This is a genomic window from Salinicola tamaricis, from assembly GCF_003006155.1.
In the GTDB taxonomy this organism is placed as follows: domain Bacteria; phylum Pseudomonadota; class Gammaproteobacteria; order Pseudomonadales; family Halomonadaceae; genus Salinicola; species Salinicola tamaricis.
In genome coordinates, this window is the sequence record NZ_CP023559.1 from 2361221 (window position 1) to 2385870 (window position 24650).

Consider the following 24650-nt stretch of genomic DNA (forward strand, 5'->3'; position numbering starts at 1 on the left):
GTGTCCAGGGACATTCATGGTTGGGCGTGGCGGTCTGGGGTGTAAAGGCGGCCCCCCGCACAATTGCTGCGGGTTCCCGCAATTTCGCCCTCAACTTAAGGATGAGGGGAAGGCGTCAGGGATAGCGCTATGCTGGTCGCCCGGCGCCCGGCTCGCGCCTGATTTTGGCGCGCGCGAGTGCGCGCAAGCGCCACCATCATGTGGGCCGTGCGGTCCATGAAGCGTGTTCTAGGTTCTGTAGGAAAAGTCAGCGAGCGAAGGCAAGACAAGGCAAAAATCGGCGAAAACGCGGAGTTTACGGGGTGTAAATGAGCATTTTGAGCCGATTGTTAACGCCGTATTGTCGAGCGCAGGTAGTTTTCGTACAAAGCCTAGCCAAGCAGGCCAGCCAGTAGAGGAGTCCGGTGTGAGCGATACCATGAGCCCTCAGCCCCTGATGGAGAGGCTGCCTGGTGAGACTGCGGCGGCGCGTGAGGCCGAGATCACGGCGCTGCTGCTGCGGCTTCCCGCACTGCTGGGCGAGGCGAGCGATATCCAGGGCGCGCTCGATCGGGTCGCCGAGGCGCTGACGCCGCTGCTGCCGTTCACCCATGCCGATGTCTGCCTTCACGATGGGCCCGAGTGGTCGGTGAGTTATGAAGTGGGGATCAGTACCCACTGGTCGGCGCGACGCACCCGGCTCGACTGCTCGCCGATCCGCTCGGTGCTCGACGGCTCCGTGCCGCTGATGGTCAGCGCCAACGCGCTGCTCGACCCGCGTCAGATCTTCGCCGGCGCCTGCTGCGAGCCGATCTTCGCTCATCAACTTCGCAGTCGGGTGCACGTGGCGCTGCGCAGCGGTGGCCAGGTGATCGGTGCGCTGAGCGTCTCGCATCGCGAGGCCGACCACTTCGAGGCCGCCGACGTGGCCCTGATCCAGCGTCTGGCGGCACCGCTGGCGCCGGTGCTCCACGCCCTGCACGGGGCTGCCGAGCTGCGCCAGCAGGCCCATGGCCGCAGCCAGACCCAGGCCAGCGAAGAGTGGCTGCGCCAGGGCTCGCTGCAGCTGACCCAGGCGCTGGAGCAGGCGCGGCAGCGCATCGGCATGGATCTGCACGATCAGACCCTGGCCGACCTGACCCGGCTGCTGCGCGAGCTGGAGGGCGCGGGGCCGCCACCCAGCCGCGAGGCGCTGGCGCAGGCGCTGGCCCAGAGCATCGATGACCTGCGCTGCATCATCGACCGCACCGCGCCCAAGCTGCTCGATCTGTTCGGCTTCCACCATGCGGTGCGCGATCACCTGGAGCGTGCCACCGAGGGCGAGCGCGTCCAGATTCTGGTCGAGGACCTCACCGCGGGGGCGCCGGACCGGTTGCCCGGGGAGACCCGCACCGCGCTCTATCGCATCGTCCAGGAGGCGATCAACAATGCCGCGCGACATGCGCGCGCCGAGCGTATCGAGGTGCGCGTGACACTGGCCCCGGAAAATATCCTGTGCGTCAGCGTGGACGACGATGGCCAGGGGCTCGCCAATGCGGGTACGCGCCAGTCCGGGCTGATCCATATGCGCACCCGGGCGCGGCTGATCGGCGCCACCCTGGATATCTTCGAGCACGTCGGCACCCGGGTCGCGGTGCGGCTGGCGCTGCCGTCGTCGGAGGCCGCGGCGTGAAGATCCTGGTGGTGGAGGATGACCAGTTCCACGCCTCCTTCCTGCAGGGGGTGATCGCCGAGGCGCTGCCGGAGGTGACCGAGACGCTGCACGTCCAGGATGGGCTGCAGGGTGAGGCGGCGGCACGCGCCGGACGCTTCGAGGCGGTGGTGATGGATCTGCAGATGGCGCGGCGCAACGGCATCGAGGCCGCGCGGACCATCTGGCACGAGCGCCCGCGCACCCGCATCCTGTTCTGGTCCAACTACTCCGACGAGGCCTATCTGCGCGGAGTCGCCGATATCGTGCCGGCCCACAGCGCCTACGGCTATGTGCTCAAGACCGCCAGCCGCGAACGTCTCAAGCTGGTGCTGCGGGCGGTGCTGCTGGAAGGGCAGGTGATGATGGATCGCGAGATCCAGCGTCTGCGCCGGCGCAATGCCTCGCCACGCCACTCGCTCAGCCAGAGCGAGTATGCGGTGCTGCTGGATCTCGCTCTGGGGCTGCAGGACCGGCTGATCGCCGAGCGTCAGGGGCTGTCGCTGCGCACGGTGCAGAATCGCCTGCTGACGCTCTACGACAAGCTCGGGGTCAACGGCGAGGAGCAGGCGCTGCCGGGGCTCAACAAGCGCGTGCGCGCGCTGTCGCGGGCGATCTCCACGCGCACGCTCAATCTGGAGATGCTGGAGACCGCCCAGCACGATCTCGAATGCTGGCTGGCTGCGCGGCCTGCCGACGAAAAAGCCCCGCCGACCCAGGGGGCCGACGGGGCTCTGTAGCGCGTTGCCAGCGTCTTACAGCATGCTGCGCAGCACGTAGTGGAGGATGCCGCCGTGGCGGTAGTACTCCAGTTCGTTGGCGGTGTCGATACGGCACAGGGCGTCGAGCTTCTTCTCGCCCTTGTCACTCTTGATGGTCACCTTGACGCTGCCGCCCGGGGACAGGTCTGCCAGACCCTCGACGGATACGGTCTCGTCACCGGTCAGGCCCAGCGACTCGCGGCTCTCGCCCTCCGGGAACTGCAGCGGCAGCACGCCCATACCGATCAGGTTGGAGCGGTGGATCCGCTCGTAGGACTCGGTGATGACCGCGCGCACGCCGAGCAGGCGGGTGCCCTTGGCGGCCCAGTCCCGCGACGAGCCGGTGCCGTACTCCTTGCCGGCGATCACCACCAGCGGGGTGGCGTCCTCGGCATACTTCATCGCCGCGTCGTAGATCGACATCTGCTCGCCGCTAGGCACGTGGCGGGTATAGCCGCCCTCGACGTCGTCGAGCATCTCGTTGCGGATACGCACGTTGGCGAAGGTGCCGCGCATCATGACTTCGTGGTTACCCCGGCGCGAACCGTAGGAGTTGAAGTCCTTCACCGCGACGCCATGCTCCTGCAGGTACTTGCCGGCGGGGCTGTCGGGTTTGATCGAACCGGCCGGCGAGATGTGGTCGGTGGTCACCGAGTCGCCCAGCTTGGCCAGAATGCGAGCATCCTGGATGTCCTCGACCGGCTTGGGCTCCTTCTCCATGTCCTCGAAGAACGGCGGATGCTGGATATAGGTGGAGTCCTTGGACCAGGCGTAGACCTCGCTCTCCGGCACCTCGATCGACTGCCAGGTCGCGTCGCCGTCGAACACCTCGGCGTACTCCTTGCGGTACATCTCGGTCTTGACCTTCTCTACCGCCTCGGCGATCTCGGCCTGGGAGGGCCAGATATCCTTGAGGTAGACGTCATTGCCGTCCTGATCCTGGCCCAAGGGCTCCTGCGACAGATCCTTGCGCACGTTGCCGGCCAGCGCATAGGCGACCACCAGGGGCGGCGAGGCGAGCCAGTTGGTCTTGACCAGCGGGTGCACGCGCCCCTCGAAGTTGCGGTTGCCCGAGAGCACCGAGGCCACGGTGAGATCGCCCTCGTTGACCGCTTTCTCGATCGGCTCGGGCAGCGGCCCGGAGTTGCCGATACAGGTGGTGCAGCCGTAGCCCACCAGATTGAAGCCGAGGGCGTCGAGGTCCTCCTGCACGCCGCCCGCGGCCAGGTAGTCGGTGACCACCTTGGAGCCCGGCGCCAGCGAGGTCTTGACCCACGGCTTGGTGTTCAACCCTTTCGCCTTGGCTTTCCGCGCCAGCAGGCCGGCGGCCATCATCACGCTGGGGTTGGAGGTGTTGGTGCAGGAGGTGATCGCGGCGATCACCACGGCGCCGTGGTTGAGCGAGAAGGTCTCGTCGTCGTAGGTCACTTCCTGGCTGTCGCCGGTGCGGTAATCGGCGCCGCTGGTGTAGGCCTCGCCGTCGGCGGGCGGCGCGCCGATGGCGGTATCACCGCCTTCACCGGTCCACTTGGCTTTCTCTTCGTGGGAGGCATCCGGCTGCTCGCCACCCATCAGCGACTCGAAGGTCGCCTTCATGTCGGAGAGCGCGACTCGATCTTGCGGACGCTTGGGTCCGGCCAGCGAAGCTTCGACCTCGCCCATGTCCAGGTGCAGGGTGTCGGTGAAGGTGGGCTCGGCGCCGGCTTCACGCCACAGCCCCTGAGCCTGGGTATAGGCCTTCACCAGTTCGATCTGATCTTCGTCGCGGCCGGTCAGGCGCAGATAGTTGAGTGTTTCGTCGTCGACCGGGAAGAAGCCGCAGGTGGCGCCGTATTCGGGGGCCATGTTGGCGATGGTGGCACGGTCGGCCAGCGGCAGATCCTTGAGACCGTCGCCGTAGAACTCGACGAACTTGCCCACCACACCCTTCTTGCGCAGCATCTGGGTCACCGTCAGCACCAGGTCGGTGGCGGTGATTCCCTCGTTGAGCTTGCCGGTCAGCTTGAAGCCGACCACCTCGGGGATCAGCATCGACACCGGCTGGCCGAGCATCGCTGCCTCGGCTTCGATGCCGCCCACGCCCCAGCCGAGAATGCCCAGGCCATTGATCATGGTGGTGTGGGAGTCGGTGCCCACCAGGGTGTCGGGGAAGGCGTAGGTCTTGCCGTCGACCTCCTTGGTCCACACCGTCTTGCCCAGATACTCCAGGTTGACCTGGTGACAGATGCCGGTACCCGGCGGCACCACGCGGAAGTTGTCGAAGGCGTTCTGGCCCCAGCGCAGGAATTCGTAACGCTCCTGGTTACGCTCCATCTCGATGGCAACGTTGTCCTTGAACGCGGACTTGTCGCCGAAGTGGTCGACCATCACCGAGTGGTCGATGACCAGGTCCACCGGCGACAGCGGATTGATGCGCTCGGCCTTGGCGCCGAGCTTCTTCACCGCGTCGCGCATGGCGGCGAGATCGACCACGCCGGGCACGCCGGTGAAGTCCTGCATCAGCACGCGGGCGGGGCGGTAGCCGATCTCACGGGTCGACTTGCCCGCTTTCAGCCACTCGGCGAGGGCGACGATGTCTTCGTCGGCGACGCTCTCGTCGTCGGCGTAGCGTAGCTGGTTCTCGAGCAGCACCTTGAGCGTCATCGGCAGCTTGTCGATGTTGCCGAGGCTCTCCGCCGCCTTGGGCAGGCTGTAGTAGTGAAAGGTCTTGCCGTTGACGTCGAGCGACGTCAGCGTCTGGCCGGGGGCGTTAGACATGGATCATCCTCCTCATTGGGCGGCGCGGCCATGGAGCTTTCGATGGCTGCCGGTCCGGTTCTTTAGCGACGGTCCGACGGCATCGTGGTCGTCGGGGGCTCCTGGCTGGCGGCCGTCTTGGCGGCGCGCTCTATACATTTTCCAATCTTTGCGTGGGGTCGTTTCTGCGACATGACGCGGTCGATATAAAGTTGTCGACAATAAGCATGGGCACCATAGCATGTCTTTTCAATCCCGCGCGCCTCTCGATCGTCTGCACGCCGATGGCAGTGGGGCCTTGAAAGTCGCGCTTGCCGACACCAATTCAAGCTTAGCTCAGCTCAGCGACGATGCAGCCGTGACGAGGGCATATGTAATGAAGCGGAGGAGGCGTGTATGGCATATGAAGCGCTACGCGAATGGCCGGTGCACTGCCCCTACTGCGATGCGCCATTCACGCTGCTGCTCGACGTAAGCGCTGGTGGCCACGTGACCTGGGAAGATTGCGCGGTGTGCTGCCAGCCGATTCAACTGCGCGTCGACGTGGATGCCGAGGGCGAGCTGGAGACGGTCACCCTGGCCACCGACGATGACGTGCTGTAGGTGACCGTGGTCGGCAATGCTGGATGCTGACGTCACATGATCGATAGTGATTGTCTATATCTTTGATTGTGGCAATTAAATTGGAGCATCAAGAGGTAAGTCGTTAGTCTAATCGGCTTCGATTCCTCTACTCCCCACCCACGCTACGACAGGAGAAGCCCATGAGTGTACTCGTAGGACGTCAAGCCCCGGATTTCGAAGCCGCAGCGATCATGCCCGACGGTGCCATCAAGGACGATTTCCGGCTCTCCGAGACCAATGGCAAGCTGCGCGTGCTGTTCTTCTGGCCGCTGGACTTCACCTTTGTCTGCCCGTCCGAGATCATCGCGCACGATAACCGTCTGGCGCAGTTCAAGGAGCTCGGCGTGGAAGTGATCGGTGCCTCGATCGACTCCCAGTTCACCCATTACGCCTGGCGCAAGACCTCTCCGGACGCCGGCGGCATCGGCGAAGTCGGCTTCCCGGTCGTGGCCGACGTCAAGCATGAGATCTGCCAGGCCTATGGCATCGAGCATCCGGAAGCCGGTGTTGCCCTGCGCGCCTCCTTCCTGATCGACGAAGATGGCGTGGTTCAGCACCAGACGGTCAACAACCTGCCGCTGGGTCGCAACGTCGACGAGATGCTGCGTATGGTCAAGGCGCTCAAATATCACCAGACCCACGGCGAAGTCTGCCCGGCGGGCTGGGAAGAGGGCCAGGAAGGTATGAAGGACACCGCCGAAGGCGTGGCCAAGTACCTCGGCGCCCACGCCGACAATCTGTAAGCATTATCACACCGGAGGCGACCCAGCGGGTCGCCTCCGGCGTCTGGGCTTGCCGCGGCGAGCCGCAAACCGGCGTCCTGTGGCATGATTCGGTCAGCGGATCATTCCACAGGGCGTTTTGCCTTATCACGCCGAAGGTACGGCGTACCCATCGTCCAACCGTTTTTCCAACCGAGGTAGCCATGAGCGACGCGCGTCACGAACGTCTGATCATCCTGGGATCCGGCCCGGCGGGCTACACCGCGGCCGTCTATGCGGCACGCGCCAATCTCAAGCCGCTGCTGATCACCGGCATGCAGGCGGGGGGGCAGCTGACCACCACCACCGACGTCGACAACTGGCCCGGCGACGACGCCGGGGTGCAGGGGCCGGAGCTGATGGAGCGCATGCGCAAACACGCCGAGCGTTTCCAGACTGAGGTGCTGTTCGACCATATCCACGAGGTCGAGCTGCGCCAGCGCCCGTTCACGCTCAAGGGGGACAACGGCACCTACACTTGTGATGCGCTGATCATCGCCACCGGGGCCAGTGCCCGCTATCTGGGCCTGCCCTCCGAACAGCAGTTCATGGGTCAGGGCGTCTCGGCCTGTGCCACCTGCGACGGCTTCTTCTATCGCAATCAGGAAGTGGTGGTCGTGGGCGGCGGCAATACCGCGATGGAGGAGGCGCTCTATCTCTCCAATATCGCCTCCAAGGTGACCCTGGTGCATCGCCGCGACGGCCTGCGGGGCGAGAAGATCCTTCAGGATCGGTTGTTCGAGAAGGTCGAGAACGGCAACATGGCCGTCGAATGGAACCACACCCTCGACGAGGTGCTGGGCGACGGCAGCGGCGTCACCGGCGTGCGCCTGCGTTCGACACTGGACGGCGCGACCAAGCAGCTCGACGTCATGGGCGTGTTCATCGCCATCGGCCACACCCCCAACACCGGTATCTTCGAGGGCCAGCTCGAGATGGCCAACGGCTATATCCGGGTCCACTCCGGGCTTGAGGGCAATGCCACCGCCACCAGCGTGCCGGGTGTGTTCGCCGCTGGTGACGTCATGGACCACGTCTATCGTCAGGCGATCACCTCCGCCGGCAGCGGCTGCATGGCAGCGCTCGATGCCGAGCGCTATCTCGACGGCCTGGAGTGATGCCGCCGCTGCGCACGGCGCGGCGGTAAACGACAAGCGGCCCGGCAGATGCCGGGCCGCTTGCGTTGGGTGGGGTGTTCCGTCGAGTGTCGACCGCTGCGAGCGCCGCCCGCATAGCCGCTATGCTCAGTAGTGGGGCGGGCGCTCGTGGGCGCTCTCGCTGCCGCCCTCCAGGGCATCCAGGGCGCTGCGCTGTTCCCGCAGGCGCTGCTGCATCAGCGCGTTGATCCGGGTCAGCCGCTCGATCTCGGCGGACTGTTCGCGCACCCGTGCATCCAGCGTTTCCAGCCAATCCTCCTGATAGGTCAGGCGACTCTCCAGCGCCTCCAGGCGTGCCTCGGCGGAGCTGAGCGAGGCGGGATTTGCCGTGTTAGACTTCGAAAGCTGTGTCTCATCATTCATTCACGGCACCTTTGGCATGTCTGTTCGAGGATCGTCAGCCGGCGCTATATGAGGCCGGTCATTGGTAATACAAGTAGTCAGTATCACAACCTTAGGAACCACTGCATAAATGCCTGCACGAGCGAATGGCTGCGTTGCGCGTTACTCGAAGGCTCGGCTAACCCCATGTTATGTCTCGCCTGCTGTGCTCCGTGCGCCTTGCCTTTCATCTCGCTCGGCGATTTATTCAGCGCTTCCCTTACCTGCCCGCCCCTGGGCGGTGCGCGTTCCGCTATCCCGACGTCTAGAGATATGAGAATCCATGAATAGCAAGGTCTTTCTACGCTGTACGTTGATCAGTCTACTCCTCTCCATTCCCTCGCCACTGCTGATCGGTCTGCTGATCACCCTGATCAGTAGCGTCCTGGCCACCGATCTCACCTGGTTTCTGAACGTCGAGGGTGTCTCGGCAATGTATGCGGCCACGGTGCTGGCGGTCTTCATTGTCCTGCTGCTGGCGACGCTGACGGTCTCGCTGCTGTCGCCGGCAACGCCCAAGGCGGTGACTGCCGCCATGCTGGCAGACGTCGAGAACGACGACCGCGAGCTGGGCGAAGTGAAGTGGTTCAACGTCAACAAGGGCTACGGCTTCATTACCCGCGCCAGCGGCGAGGATGTCTTCGTCCACTTCCGCGCCATTCGCGGCAAGGGCCATCGGACCCTCGCCGAGGGGCAGAAGGTGCGCTATCACGTGATCGAGAACGATCGCGGGCTGCAGGCCGACGACGTCACCGTCATCACCTGAGCACCAGCCACCATCTCGATGACCCCAACCGCCCCCGGCGCCTGACGCCGGGGGCGGTTTTTTTATGTCCGGCGGCGGGTCACGGCCCGGCGTGACGCCGGCCTGTCATCAGCCGGCGGGGGCGGGCATTTCGCCGCTGCTGCTGTCGGGGCCGCTCGGGTCTTCCCGCTCGTCCACGCCGGCGCGCGCTTCGGCCTCGACGAAGATGCGCTTGACCGCGGCGTGGCGCTGCTTGATCTGGCGGTCGAGCGCGACGATGGTGCGCTCGATGCGTTCGGCGCGGGCGTCACGGGAGAAGCGTACGCTGAGATTGACCAGCACGAAGTCCGGGCCCATATGCATGGTCAGCACCTCGTTGACCTGCTCGATGCCCTCGGCGTCGTGGGCGAGCTGGCGAATATCGTCGACCACGTGGCGGTTGGCCGCCTCGCCGATCAGCAGCCCCTTGGTCTCCATCGCCAGCCAGATCGCGGTGCCGCCGAGAATCAGCCCGATGATCACTGACGCGATGCCGTCGAACACGGCTAGCCCCGTCCACTGGCTGAGGCCGATTCCGGCCAGGGCCACCAACAGGCCCAGCAAGGCGGCGGAGTCCTCGAACACTACCACGAACATCGACGGGTCCTTGCCGCGGTGGACCGCCTCGAGATAGCTCCACTTGCCCTTGGTCTTGCGAAATTGATTGAGCGCGAAGGCCCAGGAGGCGCCCTCGAAGAGGATGCCGAGACCGAGCACGATGTAGTTGATCAGCGGCGACTCGATCGGCTCGGGGTGCATAATGTGCACCACGCCCTCGTAGAGCGAAACCCCGGAACCCACGGCGAAGATCAGCAGCGCGACGACGAAGCTCCAGAAATAGATCTCCTTGCCGTGGCCGAACGGGAACTGCTCGCTGGGTGGTCGCTTGGCCCGCTGCATGCCGAGCAGCAGCAGGATCTGGTTGCCGGTGTCGACCACCGAATGGATGCCTTCGGAGAGCATCGCCGAGCTGCCGGTCATGGCGGCGGCGACGAACTTGGTCACGGCGATGGCGAGGTTGCCGCCCATGGCCGCGAAGATGACCGGTTTGGATTCTGCCATGCGGACCTCCTTGTCCTGGTCTGATGCGGCCCGTTGGGGCCGGCGCGCGAATAGGGCGCTTGCGTATCACGCACCGTCACGGGTAGAGCCGTGCGGCGCTGTGTCGACAGCGCTGTGCGCGCAGTATAGAGGATGCCCGCGGCCCCGGATGGGGCCCTGAGCTCACTGGCCGGGGTCGGGCCAGTCGATGGTGCCTTCCTGGCCGTCGGGGAGGACCTGCCAGAAGCGGTCCGGATCGTCCCCCGGCTGCCAGCCGCCCAGCGAGCAGCGTGCCTCGCAGCCCAGCCGGACCGAGGCGTCACGCGCGCAGTCGGTGTCGCGGGGCCAGGGCGTGGCGTCGCAGTCGAACCACAGGCTGGCGAAGTGATCGGCGGCGCGCTCCACCAGCATGATGTTGATCGGGCGCGCCGCGCATGTCGCCTTGCCACGCCAGATGCCCTTGCCGCTACGCGCCAGCGTCAGGGCGTCGTCGTCCAGCGCCTCGCGCAGCCAGGCGGTGATGGCGTCGACGTCGGCCTGGGCCAGATAGATCTCGATGTCGGGAAAACGCTGCATGGCTTCCTCAGGTGAATAGCCGCACCAGCGTCGCTTCGTAGACGCGGCTCAGGATATCGAGGTCTTCGGCACGGATGCGTTCGTCGACCTGGTGGATGGTGGCGTTGATCGGGCCCAGTTCGATCACCTGGGTACCCAGGGTCGCGATGAAGCGCCCGTCGGAAGTGCCCCCCGAGGTCGAGAGCGTCGGGGTGATGCCGGCCTCCTGCTCGCAGGCCGCGCGTGCGGCTTCGAGCAGCCGGCCGCCGGGGGTCAGGAAGGGCTCGCCGTTGAGGGTCCACTCCAGCTGGTAGTCGAGGCCGTGGGCATCGAGCAGGGCGGCGACGCGCTCGCGCAGCGTCTCGTGGGTCACCTCGGTGGAGTAGCGGAAGTTGAAGGTCACCTCCAGCTCTCCGGGCACCACGTTGGTCGCGCCGGTACCGGCGTGCAGGTTGGAGATCTGGAAGCTGGTGGCGGGGAAGAACTCGTTGCCCGCGTCCCAGTGCTCGTCGACCAGCGCCTGCAGCGCTGCCAGCGCCTGATGGATCGGATTGCGTGCCAGGTGCGGGTAGGCCACGTGGCCCTGGATGCCGCGCACCTTGAGCACGCCGCCGAGGGAGCCGCGCCGGCCGTTCTTGATCACGTCACCCAGGGTTCGGGTCGAGGAGGGCTCGCCGACGATGCAGTAGTCGAGCGGCTCGGCGCGCTCGCGCAGACGCTCGACCACGGCCCGCGTGCCGTGGATCGCAGGACCCTCTTCGTCGGCGGTGATCAGAAAGGCGATACGTCCGGCGTGGTCGGGGTGGTCGGCGACGAAGCGCTCCACCGCGGTGACCATCGCCGCCAGACTGCCCTTCATGTCGGCGGCGCCACGCCCGCACAGATACCCTTCGGCGTCGATGCGGGGGTCGAACGGCGGGTACTGCCAGGCGCTCTCCGGGCCGCTGGGCACCACGTCGGTGTGGCCGGCGAAGGCCAGCACCGGGCCGTGCTGGCCGCGGGTGGCCCAGAAGTTGTCGATGCCGCCGATGGTCATGCGTTCGACGTCGAAGCCGAGCCGCACCAGGCGCTCGATCATCAGCGCCTGGCAGCCGTGGTCGTCCGGCGTGACCGATGGCCGCGCGAGCAGCTCGAGGGCCAGGGCCTGGGTGGCAGAGGGCGCGGTCGTCGGTGACGCGTCAGACATGGTGGCTCCGGCCGGATCAGTTGTGGGCGTGCAGGGCTTCGTTGAGCGCTACGGCGCTCTTGTTGGTGCGGCACTCCAGGCGCCCGCTCACCGAGTGGCGCACGAACAGCAGATCGCTCTGGCCGGCGAGTTCGCGCGCGGCCACAGTCTCCACCGCCTGGCCCTGGTCGTCGAGCACGGTCACCTTGGCGCCGGCAGTGACGTAGAGCCCCGCCTCAATGGTGCAGCGGTCACCGAGCGGAATGCCGAGGCCGGCATTGGCGCCGATCAGGCAGTTCTCGCCGATGCTGATGACCACGTTGCCGCCGCCGGAGAGCGTGCCCATGGTGGAGCAGCCGGCGCCCAGGTCGGAGCCCTTGCCGACGAATACGCCGGCGGAGATGCGGCCTTCGATCATGCCCGGCCCTTCGGCCCCGGCGTTGAAGTTGCAGAAGCCCTCGTGCATCACCGTGACCCCTTCGCCGAGATAGGCGCCCAGGCGAACCCGTGCGGTGTCGCCGATGCGGATGCCCTTGGGCACCACGTAGTCGGTCATCTTGGGGAACTTGTCGACGCAGTCGACCGAGAGCGGGCGGCCGGCCAGGCGCGCCTGGAGCCGACGCGCCGGCAGCTCCTCGACGTCGATGGCGCCTTCGCTGGTCCAGGCGACGTTCTTGAGCAGGCCGAACATGCCGTCGAGCTTGAGCCCGTGCGGCATGACCAGACGGTGCGAGAGCAGATGCAGTTTGAGATAGACCTCGGGCACGCTCTCCGGCGCATGGTCTTCCGCCAGGAACACCGCGACCAGCGGCCGCTGGGCGGAGGCGAATGCCTCGGCGATCTCCGCCTGTTCGGGCGCTCCGGCATCCCGCAGCGCCTGGGCCAGGCCAGCGCAGTGCTCGGGCAGGAAGCTCACCACTTCATCCTCGGCGCCCTCGAGCGCCTGACGCGCGGCGCTGACCACGGCCTCAGCGGGCTGGTAGAGCGGTGCCGGATAGTAGACTTCGAGCCAGTCGCCCTGAGTGTTCTGGGTGCCGGTTCCTAGTGCGAAGCTCAGCATCGCGAAATCCTCTTGATCATGAAGGCGGTGAGTGGGGCTTTGCATGTGGCGGTATCGGGGGCGGCGCTGGTCAGGCGCCCAGAGTGGCGTAGCGTGCCGGGTCGAAGCCGACGATCAGCGTCTCGCCCCGGGCCAGCAGCGGGCGCTTGAGCAGCGTCGGATGGGCCAGCATCAGCTCGCGCGCCGGGTGGCGTCGACGTCCTGCTTGTCGCGATCGTCGAGCCCGCGCCAGGTGGTGCTGCGAGTATTGAGCAGTGTCTGCCACTCGGCAGCGGCGAGCAGGCGATCGAGCAGTTCGGCATCCAGGCCATCCTCGCGCAGATCGTGGTAGCGGTACTCGACGCCCTGGTCGGCGAGCTGGCGCCGCGCCTTGCGGCAGGTATCGCAGGTCTTGATGCCATACAGGGTGGTGGTCATGGTCGCCGGCCGCTCGCAGTGTCGCAAAGCCGCCGATTATAGGCGTCCCGGCACCCCGGCTCAAACCGGGGCGCCGGGAACCCGGGTCAGACGTCGAGCGCCTCGCACAGGCGCTCGCGCAGGCGACGCTGGGCGTCGGGGTCGGTCAGCGGGCGGCCCTGCTTGTCGGTGATGAAGAAGACGTCCTCGACGCGTTCGCCGAGGGTGGCGATCTTGGCCGCCGACAGCGCGATGTTCTGCTCCATGAAGATGCGCCCCACCCGCGCCAGCAGGCCCGGCCGGTCGGGGGCGATCAGCTCCAGCGAGGTGCGCTCGTTGGCCGGGTCCTGCTCGATGATCACCTCGATCGGCACCTTGAAGTGCTTGAGCTGGCGCGGCGTGTGACGGCTGACGATCTGCGGGTAGTCGTCGGGGTCGTCGAGTTCTTCGACCAGATAGCGGCGCACCTCCTCGAGACGCGCCGGATCGCGGATCGCGTCACCGTCGTCGTCGAGCAGAATGAAGGTGTTGAGCGTCCAGTCGTCGCTGGAGGTGGCGATGCGCGCGTCGTGGATCGACAACCCCAGCTGCTCCATCGCCGCGGCGGTGGCGGCGAACAGGTCGTCGACCGAGCGGGTATGGATGAAGATCTTGGTGCCGCCCTCGGTCATGTCGGCGCTGGGGGCGCTGACCAGAACCAGCGGCAGCGGCGTCTGGTGGGCGAGAATGCCCTGGGTCTGCCAGGCGATCTCGCTGGCGGTGTACTGCAGGAAGTAGTCCTCGCCGAAGGTTTGCCACAGCGCCTCGACCCGCTCGCTGTCGGCGCCGATGGCGCGCAGCAGGCCGAGTGCCTCCTCGCGGGTCTCGCTGACCCAGCCCTGGCGGTCGATCGTGTTGTCGAGCCCGCGCCGCAGCACACGTCGGGTTTCGGTATAGAGCTGGCGCATCAGCGAGGCGCGCCAGCCGTTCCACAGCGAGGGGTTGGTGGCGCTGATGTCGGCCACGGTAAGCACGTAGAGATAGTCGAGGTGGACCTCGTCGCGCACGGTACGGGCGAAGGTGTGGATCACGTCGGGGTCGGAGATGTCGCGCTTCTGCGCGGTCTTCGACATCAGCAGGTGGTGCTCCACCAGCCATGCCACCAGGCGGGTGTCCCAGGGCGACAGATCGTGGCGGGTGGCGAAGTCGGCGGCATCCACCGCGCCCAGCTGCGAGTGGTCACCGCCGCGGCCCTTGCCGATATCGTGATAGAGCCCGGCGATCCACAGCAGTTCGAGCTTGGGCAGCTTCTGGATCACTTCGATGGCGACGCTGTACTCGTCACTGTCGCGGGCCTCGCGGAAGCGCTGCAGGAAGCTCAGCAGGCGCAGGGTGTGGGCGTCGACGGTATAGATGTGGAACAGATCGTGCTGCATCAGCCCCCCGCCTCGCCGAACTCGGGCAGATATTTGCCCAGCACGCCGTAACGATTCATCCGCGTCAATTGGGTGGGAACGTCGCCGCCGCTGCGCAGCAGTTCCATGAACAGGCTCTGGTGACGCAGATCCTGACGGAAGGTGTCATCGATCAGGTGGCGGTGGTCGCGGATCTGGCGGATGGTGTCGGCGCGCACGCCCTCGATCTCGGGGTGCTGAGCCATCACCAGGAACAGTTCGAGCAGCGCCCCCGGTCGGCGTACGAAGACGTTGGGGTGGCGCAGCTGAATAGCCGCCCTTGGTCTCGAAGCGCGGGTTGATCGGCTTCACCTCCAGCGCTTCGCCGGCGCGCAGGATCACTTCGTCAAAGTGCTGCAGCAGCATGTCGTTGAGGCCGGCCAGAGCGGTGACGTGGCGGTAGTAGGCCTTCATGAACTGCTCCACCGCCAGCCGCCAGCGGGTATCGACATAGCCGAACAGCGCCGCCAGGGCGCGCTGATGGTCGAACAGCAGGCGATCCTCGGCGCGCCCGGTGAGCATGTGCAGGGCGTAGCGCACCTGCCACAGAAACGCCTGGCCCTGGCTCAGGATGCGCAGCTCGGCGTCGTTCATGAAGCCCTGGGCGACCACGTCTTCGTAGCGCAGCGGGCCGAAGTGGCGCTTGGCCACCCAGCCGATCATCTGGATGTCGCGCAGCCCGCCCGGGGCGCTCTTGATATTGGGCTCGAGGTGATACTCGGAGTTGTTGTGCTTGTAGTGGCGAGTGATCTGCTCCTGCCACTTGCCTTCGAAGAAGGCCGCCGACGACCACATGTGGCGTGCCGACAAGCGCTCGCGCATGGCCCCGCGCAGGCGTTCGGGGCCGGCCAGGGTGCGCGTCTCGAGCAGGTTGGTGATCACCGTGATATCGGCGCGCGCCTCGCGCTCGCAGTCGTTGAGCGAGCGCACGCTCTGGCCGATCTCCAGGCCGATGTCCCACAAAAAGGTGATGAAGCCGGTCAGCGCCTCGCGGTAGGGGGTGTCGTCGTCGTGCTCGAGTAGCAGCAGCAGGTCGATGTCGGAGTAGGGGTGCAGCTCGCCGCGGCCGTAGCCGCCCACCGCGAGCAGGGCGATACCGTCGTCGTGCCAGTCGAAGCGCTCCCAGGCGACTTCGAGCAGGCGATCCAGGCACCAGGCGCGGCCGTGAATCAGGTCGCGGATATCGCTGCCCTGGCGGAAGCGCGCATCGAGACGCTCGTGGAGGGTCGCCAGGGCCTGCTTGAACGCCGGGATGGGCTGGCGCTCACGGGCGAGCTCGGCACGGAACGCGGCGACGTCGAACAGCGATTCGTCGGGCTGGAACCGATAATGATGCAGCAGCATGAACGCGAGCGCTCCCGATCGATGAAGGGGGGTCGCCAGGCGACCCCGGGCGGGCAGGGGACGGTCAGGCGGAGAGAAAGCTCAGGTCTTCGTCGGCGCGGGCGGTGAGCACCTCGACGCCGGTATCGGTGACCAGCAGAGTATGCTCCCACTGGGCCGACAGGCTCTTGTCCTTGGTCACCGCGGTCCAGCCGTCGCGCAGTACCTTGGTGCGGTAGCCGCCGGCGTTGAGCATCGGTTCGATGGTCAGGCACATGCCGGAGGCGAGCTCGGCGTCGGCCTCGGGCGCATAGCCGTCATAGTGCAGCACCTGGGGTTCCTCGTGGAAGCCGGCGCCGATACCGTGGCCGCAGAAGTCGCGCACCACCGAGTAGCCGAAGCCTTCGGCGTGGGCCTGGATCACCCGGGCGATGGTGGAGAGGCGCACGCCCGGGCGCACCTCGGCCATGGCCTTGTAGAGGCACTCCTGGGTCACCCGGCAGAGGCGCTCACCCTGGATCGTCTCGCCGATCACGAACATCATACTGCTGTCGCCGTGATAGCCGTCGGCGGTCTTCACGGTGATGTCGATGTTCATGATGTCGCCGTGCTTGAGCTTCTTGTCGAAGTCGGGGATACCGTGGCAGACGACGTGGTTGAGAGAGGTGCAGATCGACTTGGGGAAGCCGTGGTAGTTGAGCGGTGCCGGGTCGAGCCGAGCTCCTTGACGATGAAGTCGTGGCACAGGCGGTCGAGCTCGCCGGTGGAGACGCCGGCGACGACGTGGGGGGTGATCATGTCGAACACGGCGGCGGCCTGACGGCCGGCTTCGCGCATTTTTTCGATTTCGTCGGGTGTCTTGCGTGGAATGTTCATGCGCGTCCTCGCAGCGGAGTTCGGTGGGTGTCGCAGGTCGTGGTGAAGAGACGACAGAAACGGCGTCGAGGCGTTGGCTTCGACGACCGGCGACTTCATCTTGCGTGGGTTCTATGGTATAAAGCCGCGCGCTCGACTGCAATTCCCGTCCTGACGCGGCGCGAGACAGCGATGTCTCATGCCCACATGATGGTGGAGGCGGTCGACGCGACAGTGGCGGTGAGTGCACTCGTCTCGAGGCGCCACCGAAAAAAACACACACGCACCGACACATGGTCCCGGGTGCCGTGACGGCAACGCCGAGCGGTCGGATCCATGGGGTGTGTGGAGGCCCAACCCGATTCTTCAGGAGTCACCATGGCACAAGTCAACATGCGCGACCTGCTCAAGGCAGGTGCACACTTCGGTCACCAGACCCGTTACTGGAACCCGAAGATGGGTCAGTACATCTTCGGCGCGCGTAACAAGATTCACATCATCAACCTCGAACATACCTTGCCGGCGCTGCTCGAAGCCACTGGCGTGGTCGAGAAGATGGCCGCTTCCAACAACAAGATCCTGTTCGTCGGTACCAAGCGTTCCGCCAGCAAGATCATCAAGGAAGAGGCGAATCGCGTCGGTCAGCCGTTCGTCAACCACCGCTGGCTGGGCGGCATGCTGACGAACTACAAGACCATTCGTCAGTCGATCAAGCGTCTGCGTGAACTCGAGACCATGCGTGAAGATGGCACCTTCGAGAAGCTGACCAAGAAAGAGGTCCTGATGGCGACCCGCGAGCAGGAGAAGCTCGAGCGTTCCATCGGCGTATCAAGGAGATGGGTGGCCTGCCCGACGCGCTGTTCGTGATCGACGTCGACCACGAGCGCATCGCGATCAACGAAGCCAACAAGCTGGGCATTCCGGTCATCGGTGGTCGACACCAACTCCAACCCGGACGGCGTCGACTACGTCATCCCGGGGTAACGACGACTCCATTCGCGCGATCCAGATCTACGTGCAGGCGATCGCCGATGCCTGCGCCAAGGCGAAGGAAGGCCGTCCGGACGAGTTCGTCGAAGTCAGCGAGACCAGCGACGCCGCGGCCGAGTAACGCCGCAGGCATCGCGTCTGCGTTGGGCGTGCTCCCGAGGGCGGTCACCGGATCGCCGGCATCAGCGCAGACAGAGGGGGCTATCGAGCCCCCTTTTTACACCCGCAGCGGTGCCCCGCGGGCGCCGTTCGTCAGACGAAACAGCGATTTTCAGAGGGACTCACATGGCAGCTATCAGCGCTTCTCTAGTCAAGGAACTGCGTGAGCGTACCGGTCTCGGCATGATGGAGTGCAAGAAGGCACTCACCGAAGCCGAGGGCGACATCGAGCGTGCGATCGAAGATCTGCGCAAGAACTCTGGCCTCAAGGCAGCCAAGAAGGCTGGCCGTACCGCCGCCGAAGGCGCCATCGTCACCCGCGTGGCCGCCGATGGCAGCTACGGCGCGATGCTCGAAGTCAACTCCGAGACCGATTTCGTGTCGCGTGACGACAACTTCAAGAGCTTCGCTGACAAGGTCATGGCCAAGGTGTTCGAGACCAAGTCCGAAGACATCGCCGCGATCATGGATGGTGAGCTGGAAGACGCGCGCAACCAGCTGGTGCAGAAGATCGGCGAGAACATCTCCGTGCGTCGCGCGGTGGTCGTCGATGCGCCGGAAGGCGGCGTGGTCGGTGCCTATGTCCACGGTGATCGTATCGGCGTGCTGACCGTGCTCAAGGGCGGCAATGCCGACGTGGCCAAGGACGTCGCCATGCACGTGGCCGCGATCAATCCGGTCGTCGCGCGTCCTGAAGAGATGCCGCAGGAGCAGCTCGACCAGGAGAAGGCGATCATCCTGGCGCAGCCGGACATGGCCGGCAAGCCGAGCGAAATCGCCGAGAAGATGGTCCAGGGTCGTCTGAAGAAGTACCTGGCCGAGAACAGCCTGACCGAGCAGCCGTTCGTCAAGGACCCGAACCAGACCGTGGCCGAGTACGCCAAGAGCGCTGGCGGCGAAGTCATCGGCTTCACGCGTTTCGAGGTCGGCGAGGGCATCGAGAAGGAAGAGGTCGATTTCGCCAAGGAAGTCATGGAACAGGCTCGCCGCTGAGCCCCGTGATTTCCGTCGGGAGCGGTGGTCGCCAGGCGCCCGCGACTGCTCCCACTGATGGCGTGCGCGAAAGCGCACGCCATCGCGTATCCGCTGGATGAGAATCGCGTTCCTCCAGCCGGTCCCGCCGACACGCCCCGCAATCACCAGGAGAGATCCCCATGTCCGACGTCGTCGACCGTTCGAACAAGCCCGCCGAGAAGTCGAAGTACAAGCGCATCCTGCTCAAGCTGTCCGGTGAGGCACTGACCGGCGAGCAGGAGTTCGGCATCGATCCCAAGGTGCTCGACCGCATGGCGCTGGAGATCGGCCAACTGGTAGGGATCGGCGTACAGGTGGGTATCGTGATCGGCGGTGGCAACCTGTTCCGCGGTGCGGCACTGCATGCCGCCGGCATGGAGCGGGTCACCGGCGACCACATGGGCATGCTGGCGACGGTGATGAATGCGCTGGCGATGCGCGATGCGCTGGAGCGTTCCAACATCCGTTCGCGGGTGATGTCGGCGATCCCCATGAGCGGCGTGGTCGAGCACTACGATCGCCGCACTGCGATTCGCTATCTCACTTCCGGCGACGTGGTGATCTTCTCCGCGGGCACCGGTAACCCCTTCTTCACCACCGACTCCGCCGCCTGCCTGCGCGGTATCGAGATCGATGCCAACGTGGTGGTCAAGGCCACCAAGGTCGACGGTGTCTACGACAAGGATCCGGTCAAGCATCCCGACGCCGTCAAGTACGAGCGCCTGGGGTATGATGACGTCCTCGACCAGAAGCTCGGGGTGATGGATTTGACCGCCATCTGTCTGGTACGTGACCATGACATGCCGGTGCGCGTGTTCGATATGACCAAGCCCGGCGCGCTGTTGAATCTGGTGGTCGGTGGGCGAGAAGGCACGCTGATTGATTGAGGTTTAGGACATGATCGACGACATCAAGAAAGACGCCGAAGGGCGTATGAAGAAGAGCCTGGAGTCGCTCCAGACCAACTTCCACAAGATTCGTACCGGGCGCGCCCACCCCAGCATTCTGGATGCGGTGATGGTCGAGTACTACGGCAGCGACGTGCCGCTCAACCAGGTCGCCAACGTCAACGTCGAGGACGCGCGCACGCTCGCCGTCACGCCGTGGGAGCGGACCATGGTGCAGAAGATCGAGAAGGCGATCATGACCTCCGATCTGGGCTTGAATCCGGCCACTGCGGGCACCGTCATCCGCGTGCCGATGCCGCCGCTGACCGAAGAGACGCGCCGCAACTACATCAAGCAGGCCCGCGCCGAGGCCGAGAATGCCCGCGTGGCGGTACGCAACGTGCGCCGCGACGCCAACAGCGACCTCAAGTCCCTGCTCAAGGACAAGGAGATCACCGAGGACGACGAACGTCGCGGTGAAGAAGAGGTCCAGAAGCTGACCGACAAGTACGTCAGCGAGATCGACAAGCTTCTGGAAACCAAGGAACACGACCTGATGCAGGTGTGAGGTTCGACGGCGGCACGGGCATGAAGCGCGTGCCGCCGTCGCCCATCCGGCTTGCGAGATATCATGACAGACATGCAGTCGCGTGACGCCCTGGCGATGTCGTCGGTGCCTCGCCATGTGGCGATCATCATGGACGGCAACAATCGCTGGGCGCGCGCCCGGGGGCTCTCCAGCGCGCAGGGACATCGCGCTGGGGTCGAGTCGTTGCGTAGCGTGATCCGCCGGGCGGCGGAACTCGGCATCGGCACCCTCACCCTGTTCGCCTTCTCCAGCGAGAACTGGCGCCGGCCGTCGGCCGAAGTCAGTGCCTTGATGGAGCTCTTCATGCTCGTGCTCAAGCGCGAGGTCAAGAAACTCGACGACAACGGCATCCGACTGTCGATCATCGGCGACCGTCGACGCTTCTCCACTTCGCTGCAGAAGCAGATGGCGCGCGCCGAGGCACAGACCCGTGACAATCCGGGGCTGCATCTGGTGGTGGCGGCCAACTACGGTGGCCGCTGGGATATCGCCCAGGCCTCGCGCCGGCTGGCCCGGCGGGTGGCCGACGGCGAGCTGGCCCCGGAGGAGATCGACGAGACGCTGCTCGATAGCGAGATCTGCCTGGCCGGTGAGCCGGCGGTGGATCTGTGCATCCGTACCAGTGGCGAGCAGCGTATCTCCAACTTCCTGCTGTGGCAGCTGGCCTACGCCGAACTGGTGTTTTCGCCGCAGCTATGGCCCGATTTCGACGCCGCCGCGTTCGATGCCGCGCTGGGGGATTTCCGCCAGCGGCAGCGCCGTTTCGGCATGAGTCAACAGCAAGTCGAGGCGCATGGTGCTTAGGCAACGGATTCTGACCGCACTGATACTGGCGCCGCTGGCGCTGGCCGGCCTGTTCGGGCTCGACGGCGGCGCCTTCGCGCTGTTCACCGCCCTGGTGCTGCTGCTCGGCGCCTGGGAGTGGGCGCGTCTGGCCGGCTTCGCCGCCACCGCCCGCGCCTGGCCTACACGGCGGCGCTGGCGCTGCTGCTGCTGCTGGCGTGGTTCGCCGGCTGGGCATCCGCCCATTGGCCGCTGTGGCTGGGCGTGCTCGGCTGGTTGGCCAATGCCCGCTGGGTCATCCGCTACCCGGATGCCACCCACGAGTGGCAGCGCCCCGGTGTGCGCCTGGCGATGGGGGTGTGGGTACTGTTTCCGTGCTGGGTCGGTTTCTATCAGCTGCGCCAGGAGGGCAGTGAGTGGCTGCTGTTCGTGCTGCTGCTGGTGTGGCTGGCGGATATCGGCGCCTATTTCTCCGGGCGCCGCTTCGGCCGGCGCAAGCTGGCCCGGCATGTCAGCCCCGGCAAGTCCTGGGAAGGGGTCTACGGCGGCTGGGTGGCGGTGGCGCTATTGGCGCTCGGCTACGCGCTGTGGCTGCCGTTCGATCTGGGGCAGGCCCTGGGGCTTTTGCTGCTGGCACTGCTGGTGGCAATGGTCTCGGTGGTGGGCGATCTGTTCGAGAGCATGCTCAAGCGCTTCAGTGGCCTCAAGGACTCCAGCCATCTGCTTCCCGGGCATGGCGGTATCCTCGATCGCATCGACAGCCTGACAGCGGCAGTGCCGCTGTTCGCGCTGATTAGCCCCTGGCTGGGATAACCCCGCATGACCGTATCCTCCCCCCTGAAGGTCAGCGTGCTTGGCGCGACCGGCTCCATTGGGCGCAGCACCCTCGACGTGCTGGCGCGTCACCCCGAGCGCTACCGAGTGCACGCGGTGACCGCCCAGCGCTCCCGCGAGGCGCTGCTCGAGCTGTGCCTGGCGTGGGCGCCGGCACGGGCGGTGATCGGCAGCGCCGCGGACGCCGAGTGGCTACGCGCCGAGCTGGGCGCCGCTGGCCATGGCGCCACCGAGGTGAGCAGCGGCGAGCAGGCGCTGGTCGAGGTCGCCGGTGATCCCGACGCCGACGTGGTGATGGCGGCGATCGTCGGTGCCGCCGGGCTTTTGCCCACGCTGGCGGCGGTGGAGGCGGGCAAGCGCGTGCTGCTCGCCAACAAGGAGGCACTGGTAATGTCCGGCAGCCTGTTCATGCAGGCGGTCGCGCGTGCCGGGGCGACACTTTTTACCGATCGATTCGGAAATAATGCGATCTATCAGTGTCTTCCTATGCAGCATCGCGGCGGGCTCGAGCGCCTCGGCGTCTCGCGCCTGCTGCTGACCGCCTCCGGCGGCCCGTTCCGCGAGTGGGCCAGTGCCGACCTGGACAGCGTGACGCCGGCCCAGGCCTGCGCGCACCCCAACTGGTCGATGGGGCAGAAGATCGGTCGACAGTGCCACCCTGATGAACAAGGGATTGGAGCTGATCGAGGCGTGCTGGCTGTTCGATGCCGCCCCGGCCCAGGTCGAGGTGGTGGTCCATCCCCAGCATCGTCCATTCGATGGTGGGCTACAGCGATGGTTCGGTGTTGGCGCAGCTGGGTAACCCCGACATGCGTACGCCGATCGCCTACGGCCTGGCCTGGCCCGAGCGTATCGATGCCGGGGTCGCGGCGCTCGACCTGTTCGCGGTGGGCGGCTCGATTTCGAGCCGCCCGATGAGCAGCGCTTCCCCTGCCTGCGCCTGGCGCGCCAGGCGATGGTGGCGGGCGGCACCGCGCCGGCGGTGCTCAACGCCGCCAACGAGGTCGCGGTGCAGGCGTTTCTCGCCGGGCGTCTGTCGTTTCCGGGAATCGCCCGGGTGGTGGCAGCGACCCTCGAGGCGCTCGAGGTGCGCGCAGCCGATTCGCTCGACGTGATAATGTGCGAGGATGCACGCGCCCGGCGTACCGCCGAGTCGCTGCTGCCACAATGATCCGGCTGGCCGGATCCTGCTAGAGGGGATGGGCGTGATGGATGCGCTCCAGAATGTGCTGGCCGTCATCGTCGTGCTCGGCCTGTTGATCACTTTTCACGAGTTCGGCCATTTCTGGGTCGCGCGTCGCTGCGGGGTCAAGGTGCTGCGCTTCTCGGTCGGCTTCGGCAAGCCGCTGTGGTCGCGCCGCGACCGCCACGGCACCGAGTTCGCGCTGGCCGCGATTCCGCTCGGCGGCTACGTCAAGATGCTCGACGAGCGCGAGGGGCCGGTGGACCCGGCCGAGCGCGAGCACGCCTTCAATCGCAAGAGCGTATGGGCGCGGATCGCTATCGTCGCCGCCGGCCCGATCGCCAATCTGCTGCTGGCGGTGGTCGCCTACTGGGCGCTGTTCGTCTACGGTACGACCACGGTGGCACCGGTGGTGGGCGCGGTGGTGCCGGGGTCGCCGGCGGCCGAGGGCGGTCTGCGTCAGGGCCAGGAGATCGTCAGCGTGCAGGGCGAGTCGACGCCCTCCTGGAACGACGTCAATCTGCAGCTGATTGCGGCGATCGGCGCCGACGGCGCGCTGAGCGTGACCACCCGCGAGCGCGCCGAGGGCCCGACCACCGACCACCGCGTGCCGGTCAGTGGCTGGCTGGTGCGCCAGGACCCACCGCAGCCGCTGGCCACGCTCGGCGTGGTGCCGTTCCGGCCGACGGCGCCAGCCGTGCTGGGGCAGGTGCTCGAGGGCGGTCCGGCGGCCAAGGCCGGGCTTCAGCCCGGCGATCGCCTGCTGCGCGTCGACGGGCGTGAGCTCGACGACTGGGCGGGCTTCGTCGAGGCGGTGCGCGCACATCCCGGCGAGCCGCTGCAGGTGACCCTGTCGCGGGGCGGTGAGACGCGCACGCTGACGCTGACGCCGGATATCCGTGAGGCGGAGGACGGTGCACGTATCGGCTATATCGGTGCGGCTTCCGAGCGGGTCGAGTGGCCGGCACAGTATCGTCGCGAGATTCGTTACGGGCCGCTGGCCGCGGTGGGCCAGGCGCTTGAAAAGACCGGCGAGATGACCTGGCTCACCGCCGATTCCATCCGCAAGATGGTGGTGGGCTGGATTTCGCCTTCCAATCTTTCCGGGCCGATCACCATCGCGCGGATCGCGGGGGACTCGGCGCGCAGCGGGGTCGAGACCTTCGTCGGCTTTCTCGCCTACCTGTCGATCAGCCTGGGGGTGCTCAACCTGCTGCCGATCCCGGTACTCGACGGCGGACACCTGGTCTACTACCTGATCGAGCTGGTGCGCGGGCGGCCGGTGTCGGAGAATGCCCAGGCCATGGGGCTCAAGATCGGCGTGGCGCTGGTCGGCTGTCTGATGGTAATGGCCCTCTATTTCGATCTGATGCGGCTCTAGCAGGCGGGACTGCGCCCGCCGAGGGATGGCGACGGGCGGCGAAAGGAAGACTTCGGTGATCGACGGGCCTGGCCTTGTCAGTCACTGAGGGAAATGTATAAGGTGCCTGTTCGATACGCGGGCGGACCC

General features: G+C 66.2%; 20 protein-coding genes and 5 pseudogenes. 15 read left to right on the forward strand and 10 right to left on the reverse strand.

What is annotated here, in order from left to right; all coding sequences use genetic code 11:
* The first annotated feature begins 406 nt into the window (after nt 1-406).
* Both CN538_RS10885 and CN538_RS10890 read left to right on the forward strand, forming a co-directional pair.
* Nucleotides 407-1651: a GAF domain-containing sensor histidine kinase gene (locus tag CN538_RS10885; RefSeq protein WP_207233470.1), complete on the forward strand. Its 1245-nt coding sequence runs from the start codon at nt 407-409 to the stop codon at nt 1649-1651.
* Nucleotides 1648-2409, forward strand: a complete 762-nt coding sequence (locus CN538_RS10890) for a response regulator transcription factor (protein WP_106419438.1) — start codon at nt 1648-1650, stop codon at nt 2407-2409. Before CN538_RS10885 ends, CN538_RS10890 begins: the two co-directional genes overlap by 4 nt.
* Nucleotides 2410-2424: 15 nt before the next feature.
* Here the strand turns inward: CN538_RS10890 and acnA are convergent, their stop codons facing one another.
* Entirely contained in the window at nt 2425-5187 is a 2763-nt protein-coding gene (gene acnA / locus CN538_RS10895) for an aconitate hydratase AcnA (protein ID WP_106419439.1), read from the reverse strand.
* A gap of 375 nt (nt 5188-5562) precedes the next feature.
* Between acnA and CN538_RS10900 the strand changes: the two genes are divergently transcribed.
* The 3 genes from CN538_RS10900 (at nt 5563) to trxB (ending at nt 7669) form a co-directional block, all read left to right on the forward strand.
* On the forward strand, nt 5563-5769 hold the full coding sequence (locus tag CN538_RS10900) for a CPXCG motif-containing cysteine-rich protein (RefSeq protein WP_106419440.1): 207 nt from the start codon (nt 5563-5565) through the stop codon (nt 5767-5769).
* Nucleotides 5770-5930: 161 nt separating this feature from the next.
* The gene (locus CN538_RS10905) at nt 5931-6533 is read left to right on the forward strand and encodes a peroxiredoxin (RefSeq protein ID WP_106419441.1); all 603 of its coding nucleotides are present in this window, start codon (nt 5931-5933) and stop codon (nt 6531-6533) included.
* Nucleotides 6534-6715: 182 nt separating this feature from the next.
* Nucleotides 6716-7669: a thioredoxin-disulfide reductase gene (trxB, locus tag CN538_RS10910; protein WP_106419442.1), complete on the forward strand. Its 954-nt coding sequence runs from the start codon at nt 6716-6718 to the stop codon at nt 7667-7669.
* A gap of 126 nt (nt 7670-7795) precedes the next feature.
* Here the strand turns inward: trxB and CN538_RS10915 are convergent, their stop codons facing one another.
* Nucleotides 7796-8071 (reverse strand): SlyX family protein, encoded by a 276-nt coding sequence (locus tag CN538_RS10915; protein WP_106419443.1) that lies wholly within the window; start codon nt 8069-8071, stop codon nt 7796-7798.
* A 301-nt stretch (nt 8072-8372) separates the two neighbouring features.
* Between CN538_RS10915 and CN538_RS24410 the strand changes: the two genes are divergently transcribed.
* A complete protein-coding gene (locus CN538_RS24410) occupies nt 8373-8855 on the forward strand; it encodes a cold-shock protein (protein ID WP_035472481.1) in 483 nt (160 codons plus the stop codon).
* Between the two features lie 108 nt (nt 8856-8963).
* Here CN538_RS24410 and CN538_RS10925 read toward each other — a convergent pair whose 3' ends face one another.
* From CN538_RS10925 to map, 8 genes and pseudogenes are all read right to left on the reverse strand, one after another.
* Complete coding sequence (locus CN538_RS10925; RefSeq protein ID WP_106419444.1) at nt 8964-9935, reverse strand: cation diffusion facilitator family transporter; 972 nt, start codon at nt 9933-9935, stop codon at nt 8964-8966.
* A gap of 162 nt (nt 9936-10097) precedes the next feature.
* Entirely contained in the window at nt 10098-10490 is a 393-nt protein-coding gene (locus tag CN538_RS10930; RefSeq protein WP_106419445.1) for a hypothetical protein, read from the reverse strand.
* Between the two features lie 7 nt (nt 10491-10497).
* Nucleotides 10498-11655, reverse strand: coding sequence for a succinyl-diaminopimelate desuccinylase (dapE, locus tag CN538_RS10935; RefSeq protein ID WP_106419446.1), 1158 nt, complete (start codon nt 11653-11655; stop codon nt 10498-10500).
* A 16-nt stretch (nt 11656-11671) separates the two neighbouring features.
* Entirely contained in the window at nt 11672-12694 is a 1023-nt protein-coding gene (gene dapD / locus CN538_RS10940; protein ID WP_106419447.1) for a 2,3,4,5-tetrahydropyridine-2,6-dicarboxylate N-succinyltransferase, read from the reverse strand.
* 70 nt (nt 12695-12764) lie between these two features.
* Nucleotides 12765-12866, reverse strand: coding sequence for an arsenate reductase family protein (locus CN538_RS25220; protein WP_340638096.1), 102 nt, complete (start codon nt 12864-12866; stop codon nt 12765-12767).
* Complete coding sequence (locus CN538_RS10945) at nt 12866-13111, reverse strand: ArsC/Spx/MgsR family protein (protein ID WP_340638097.1); 246 nt, start codon at nt 13109-13111, stop codon at nt 12866-12868. Before CN538_RS10945 ends, CN538_RS25220 begins: the two co-directional genes overlap by 1 nt.
* Nucleotides 13112-13197: 86 nt before the next feature.
* Nucleotides 13198-15867: pseudogene (locus CN538_RS10950) on the reverse strand ([protein-PII] uridylyltransferase).
* A gap of 64 nt (nt 15868-15931) precedes the next feature.
* Nucleotides 15932-16683: pseudogene (gene map / locus CN538_RS10955) on the reverse strand (type I methionyl aminopeptidase).
* Between map and CN538_RS22815 the strand changes: the two are divergent.
* The 9 genes and pseudogenes from CN538_RS22815 to rseP all read left to right on the forward strand — a co-directional run bounded on the left by CN538_RS22815 (nt 16585) and on the right by rseP (nt 24521).
* A complete protein-coding gene (locus tag CN538_RS22815) occupies nt 16585-17013 on the forward strand; it encodes a hypothetical protein (RefSeq protein WP_242495845.1) in 429 nt (142 codons plus the stop codon). The pseudogene map and the gene CN538_RS22815 overlap by 99 nt on opposite strands.
* Before the next feature lie 66 nt (nt 17014-17079).
* Nucleotides 17080-17812: pseudogene (gene rpsB / locus CN538_RS10960) on the forward strand (30S ribosomal protein S2).
* A 164-nt stretch (nt 17813-17976) separates the two neighbouring features.
* Nucleotides 17977-18843 carry a translation elongation factor Ts gene (tsf, locus tag CN538_RS10965; protein WP_106419448.1) on the forward strand — a complete coding sequence of 289 codons (867 nt, stop codon included), beginning with the start codon at nt 17977-17979 and terminating at the stop codon, nt 18841-18843.
* 161 nt (nt 18844-19004) lie between these two features.
* Complete coding sequence (gene pyrH, locus CN538_RS10970) at nt 19005-19751, forward strand: UMP kinase (RefSeq protein WP_035472500.1); 747 nt, start codon at nt 19005-19007, stop codon at nt 19749-19751.
* 10 nt (nt 19752-19761) lie between these two features.
* The gene (frr, locus tag CN538_RS10975) at nt 19762-20319 is read left to right on the forward strand and encodes a ribosome recycling factor (RefSeq protein ID WP_106419449.1); all 558 of its coding nucleotides are present in this window, start codon (nt 19762-19764) and stop codon (nt 20317-20319) included.
* A 63-nt stretch (nt 20320-20382) separates the two neighbouring features.
* Nucleotides 20383-21144: a polyprenyl diphosphate synthase gene (gene uppS / locus CN538_RS10980; protein ID WP_106419450.1), complete on the forward strand. Its 762-nt coding sequence runs from the start codon at nt 20383-20385 to the stop codon at nt 21142-21144.
* Nucleotides 21137-21936, forward strand: a pseudogene (locus CN538_RS10985) (phosphatidate cytidylyltransferase). Before uppS ends, CN538_RS10985 begins: the two are co-directional and overlap by 8 nt.
* A gap of 6 nt (nt 21937-21942) precedes the next feature.
* Nucleotides 21943-23128 (forward strand): annotated as a pseudogene (locus tag CN538_RS10990) (1-deoxy-D-xylulose-5-phosphate reductoisomerase).
* Between the two features lie 37 nt (nt 23129-23165).
* The gene (rseP, locus tag CN538_RS10995) at nt 23166-24521 is read left to right on the forward strand and encodes an RIP metalloprotease RseP (protein ID WP_106420624.1); all 1356 of its coding nucleotides are present in this window, start codon (nt 23166-23168) and stop codon (nt 24519-24521) included.
* Nucleotides 24522-24650 lie beyond the last annotated feature (129 nt).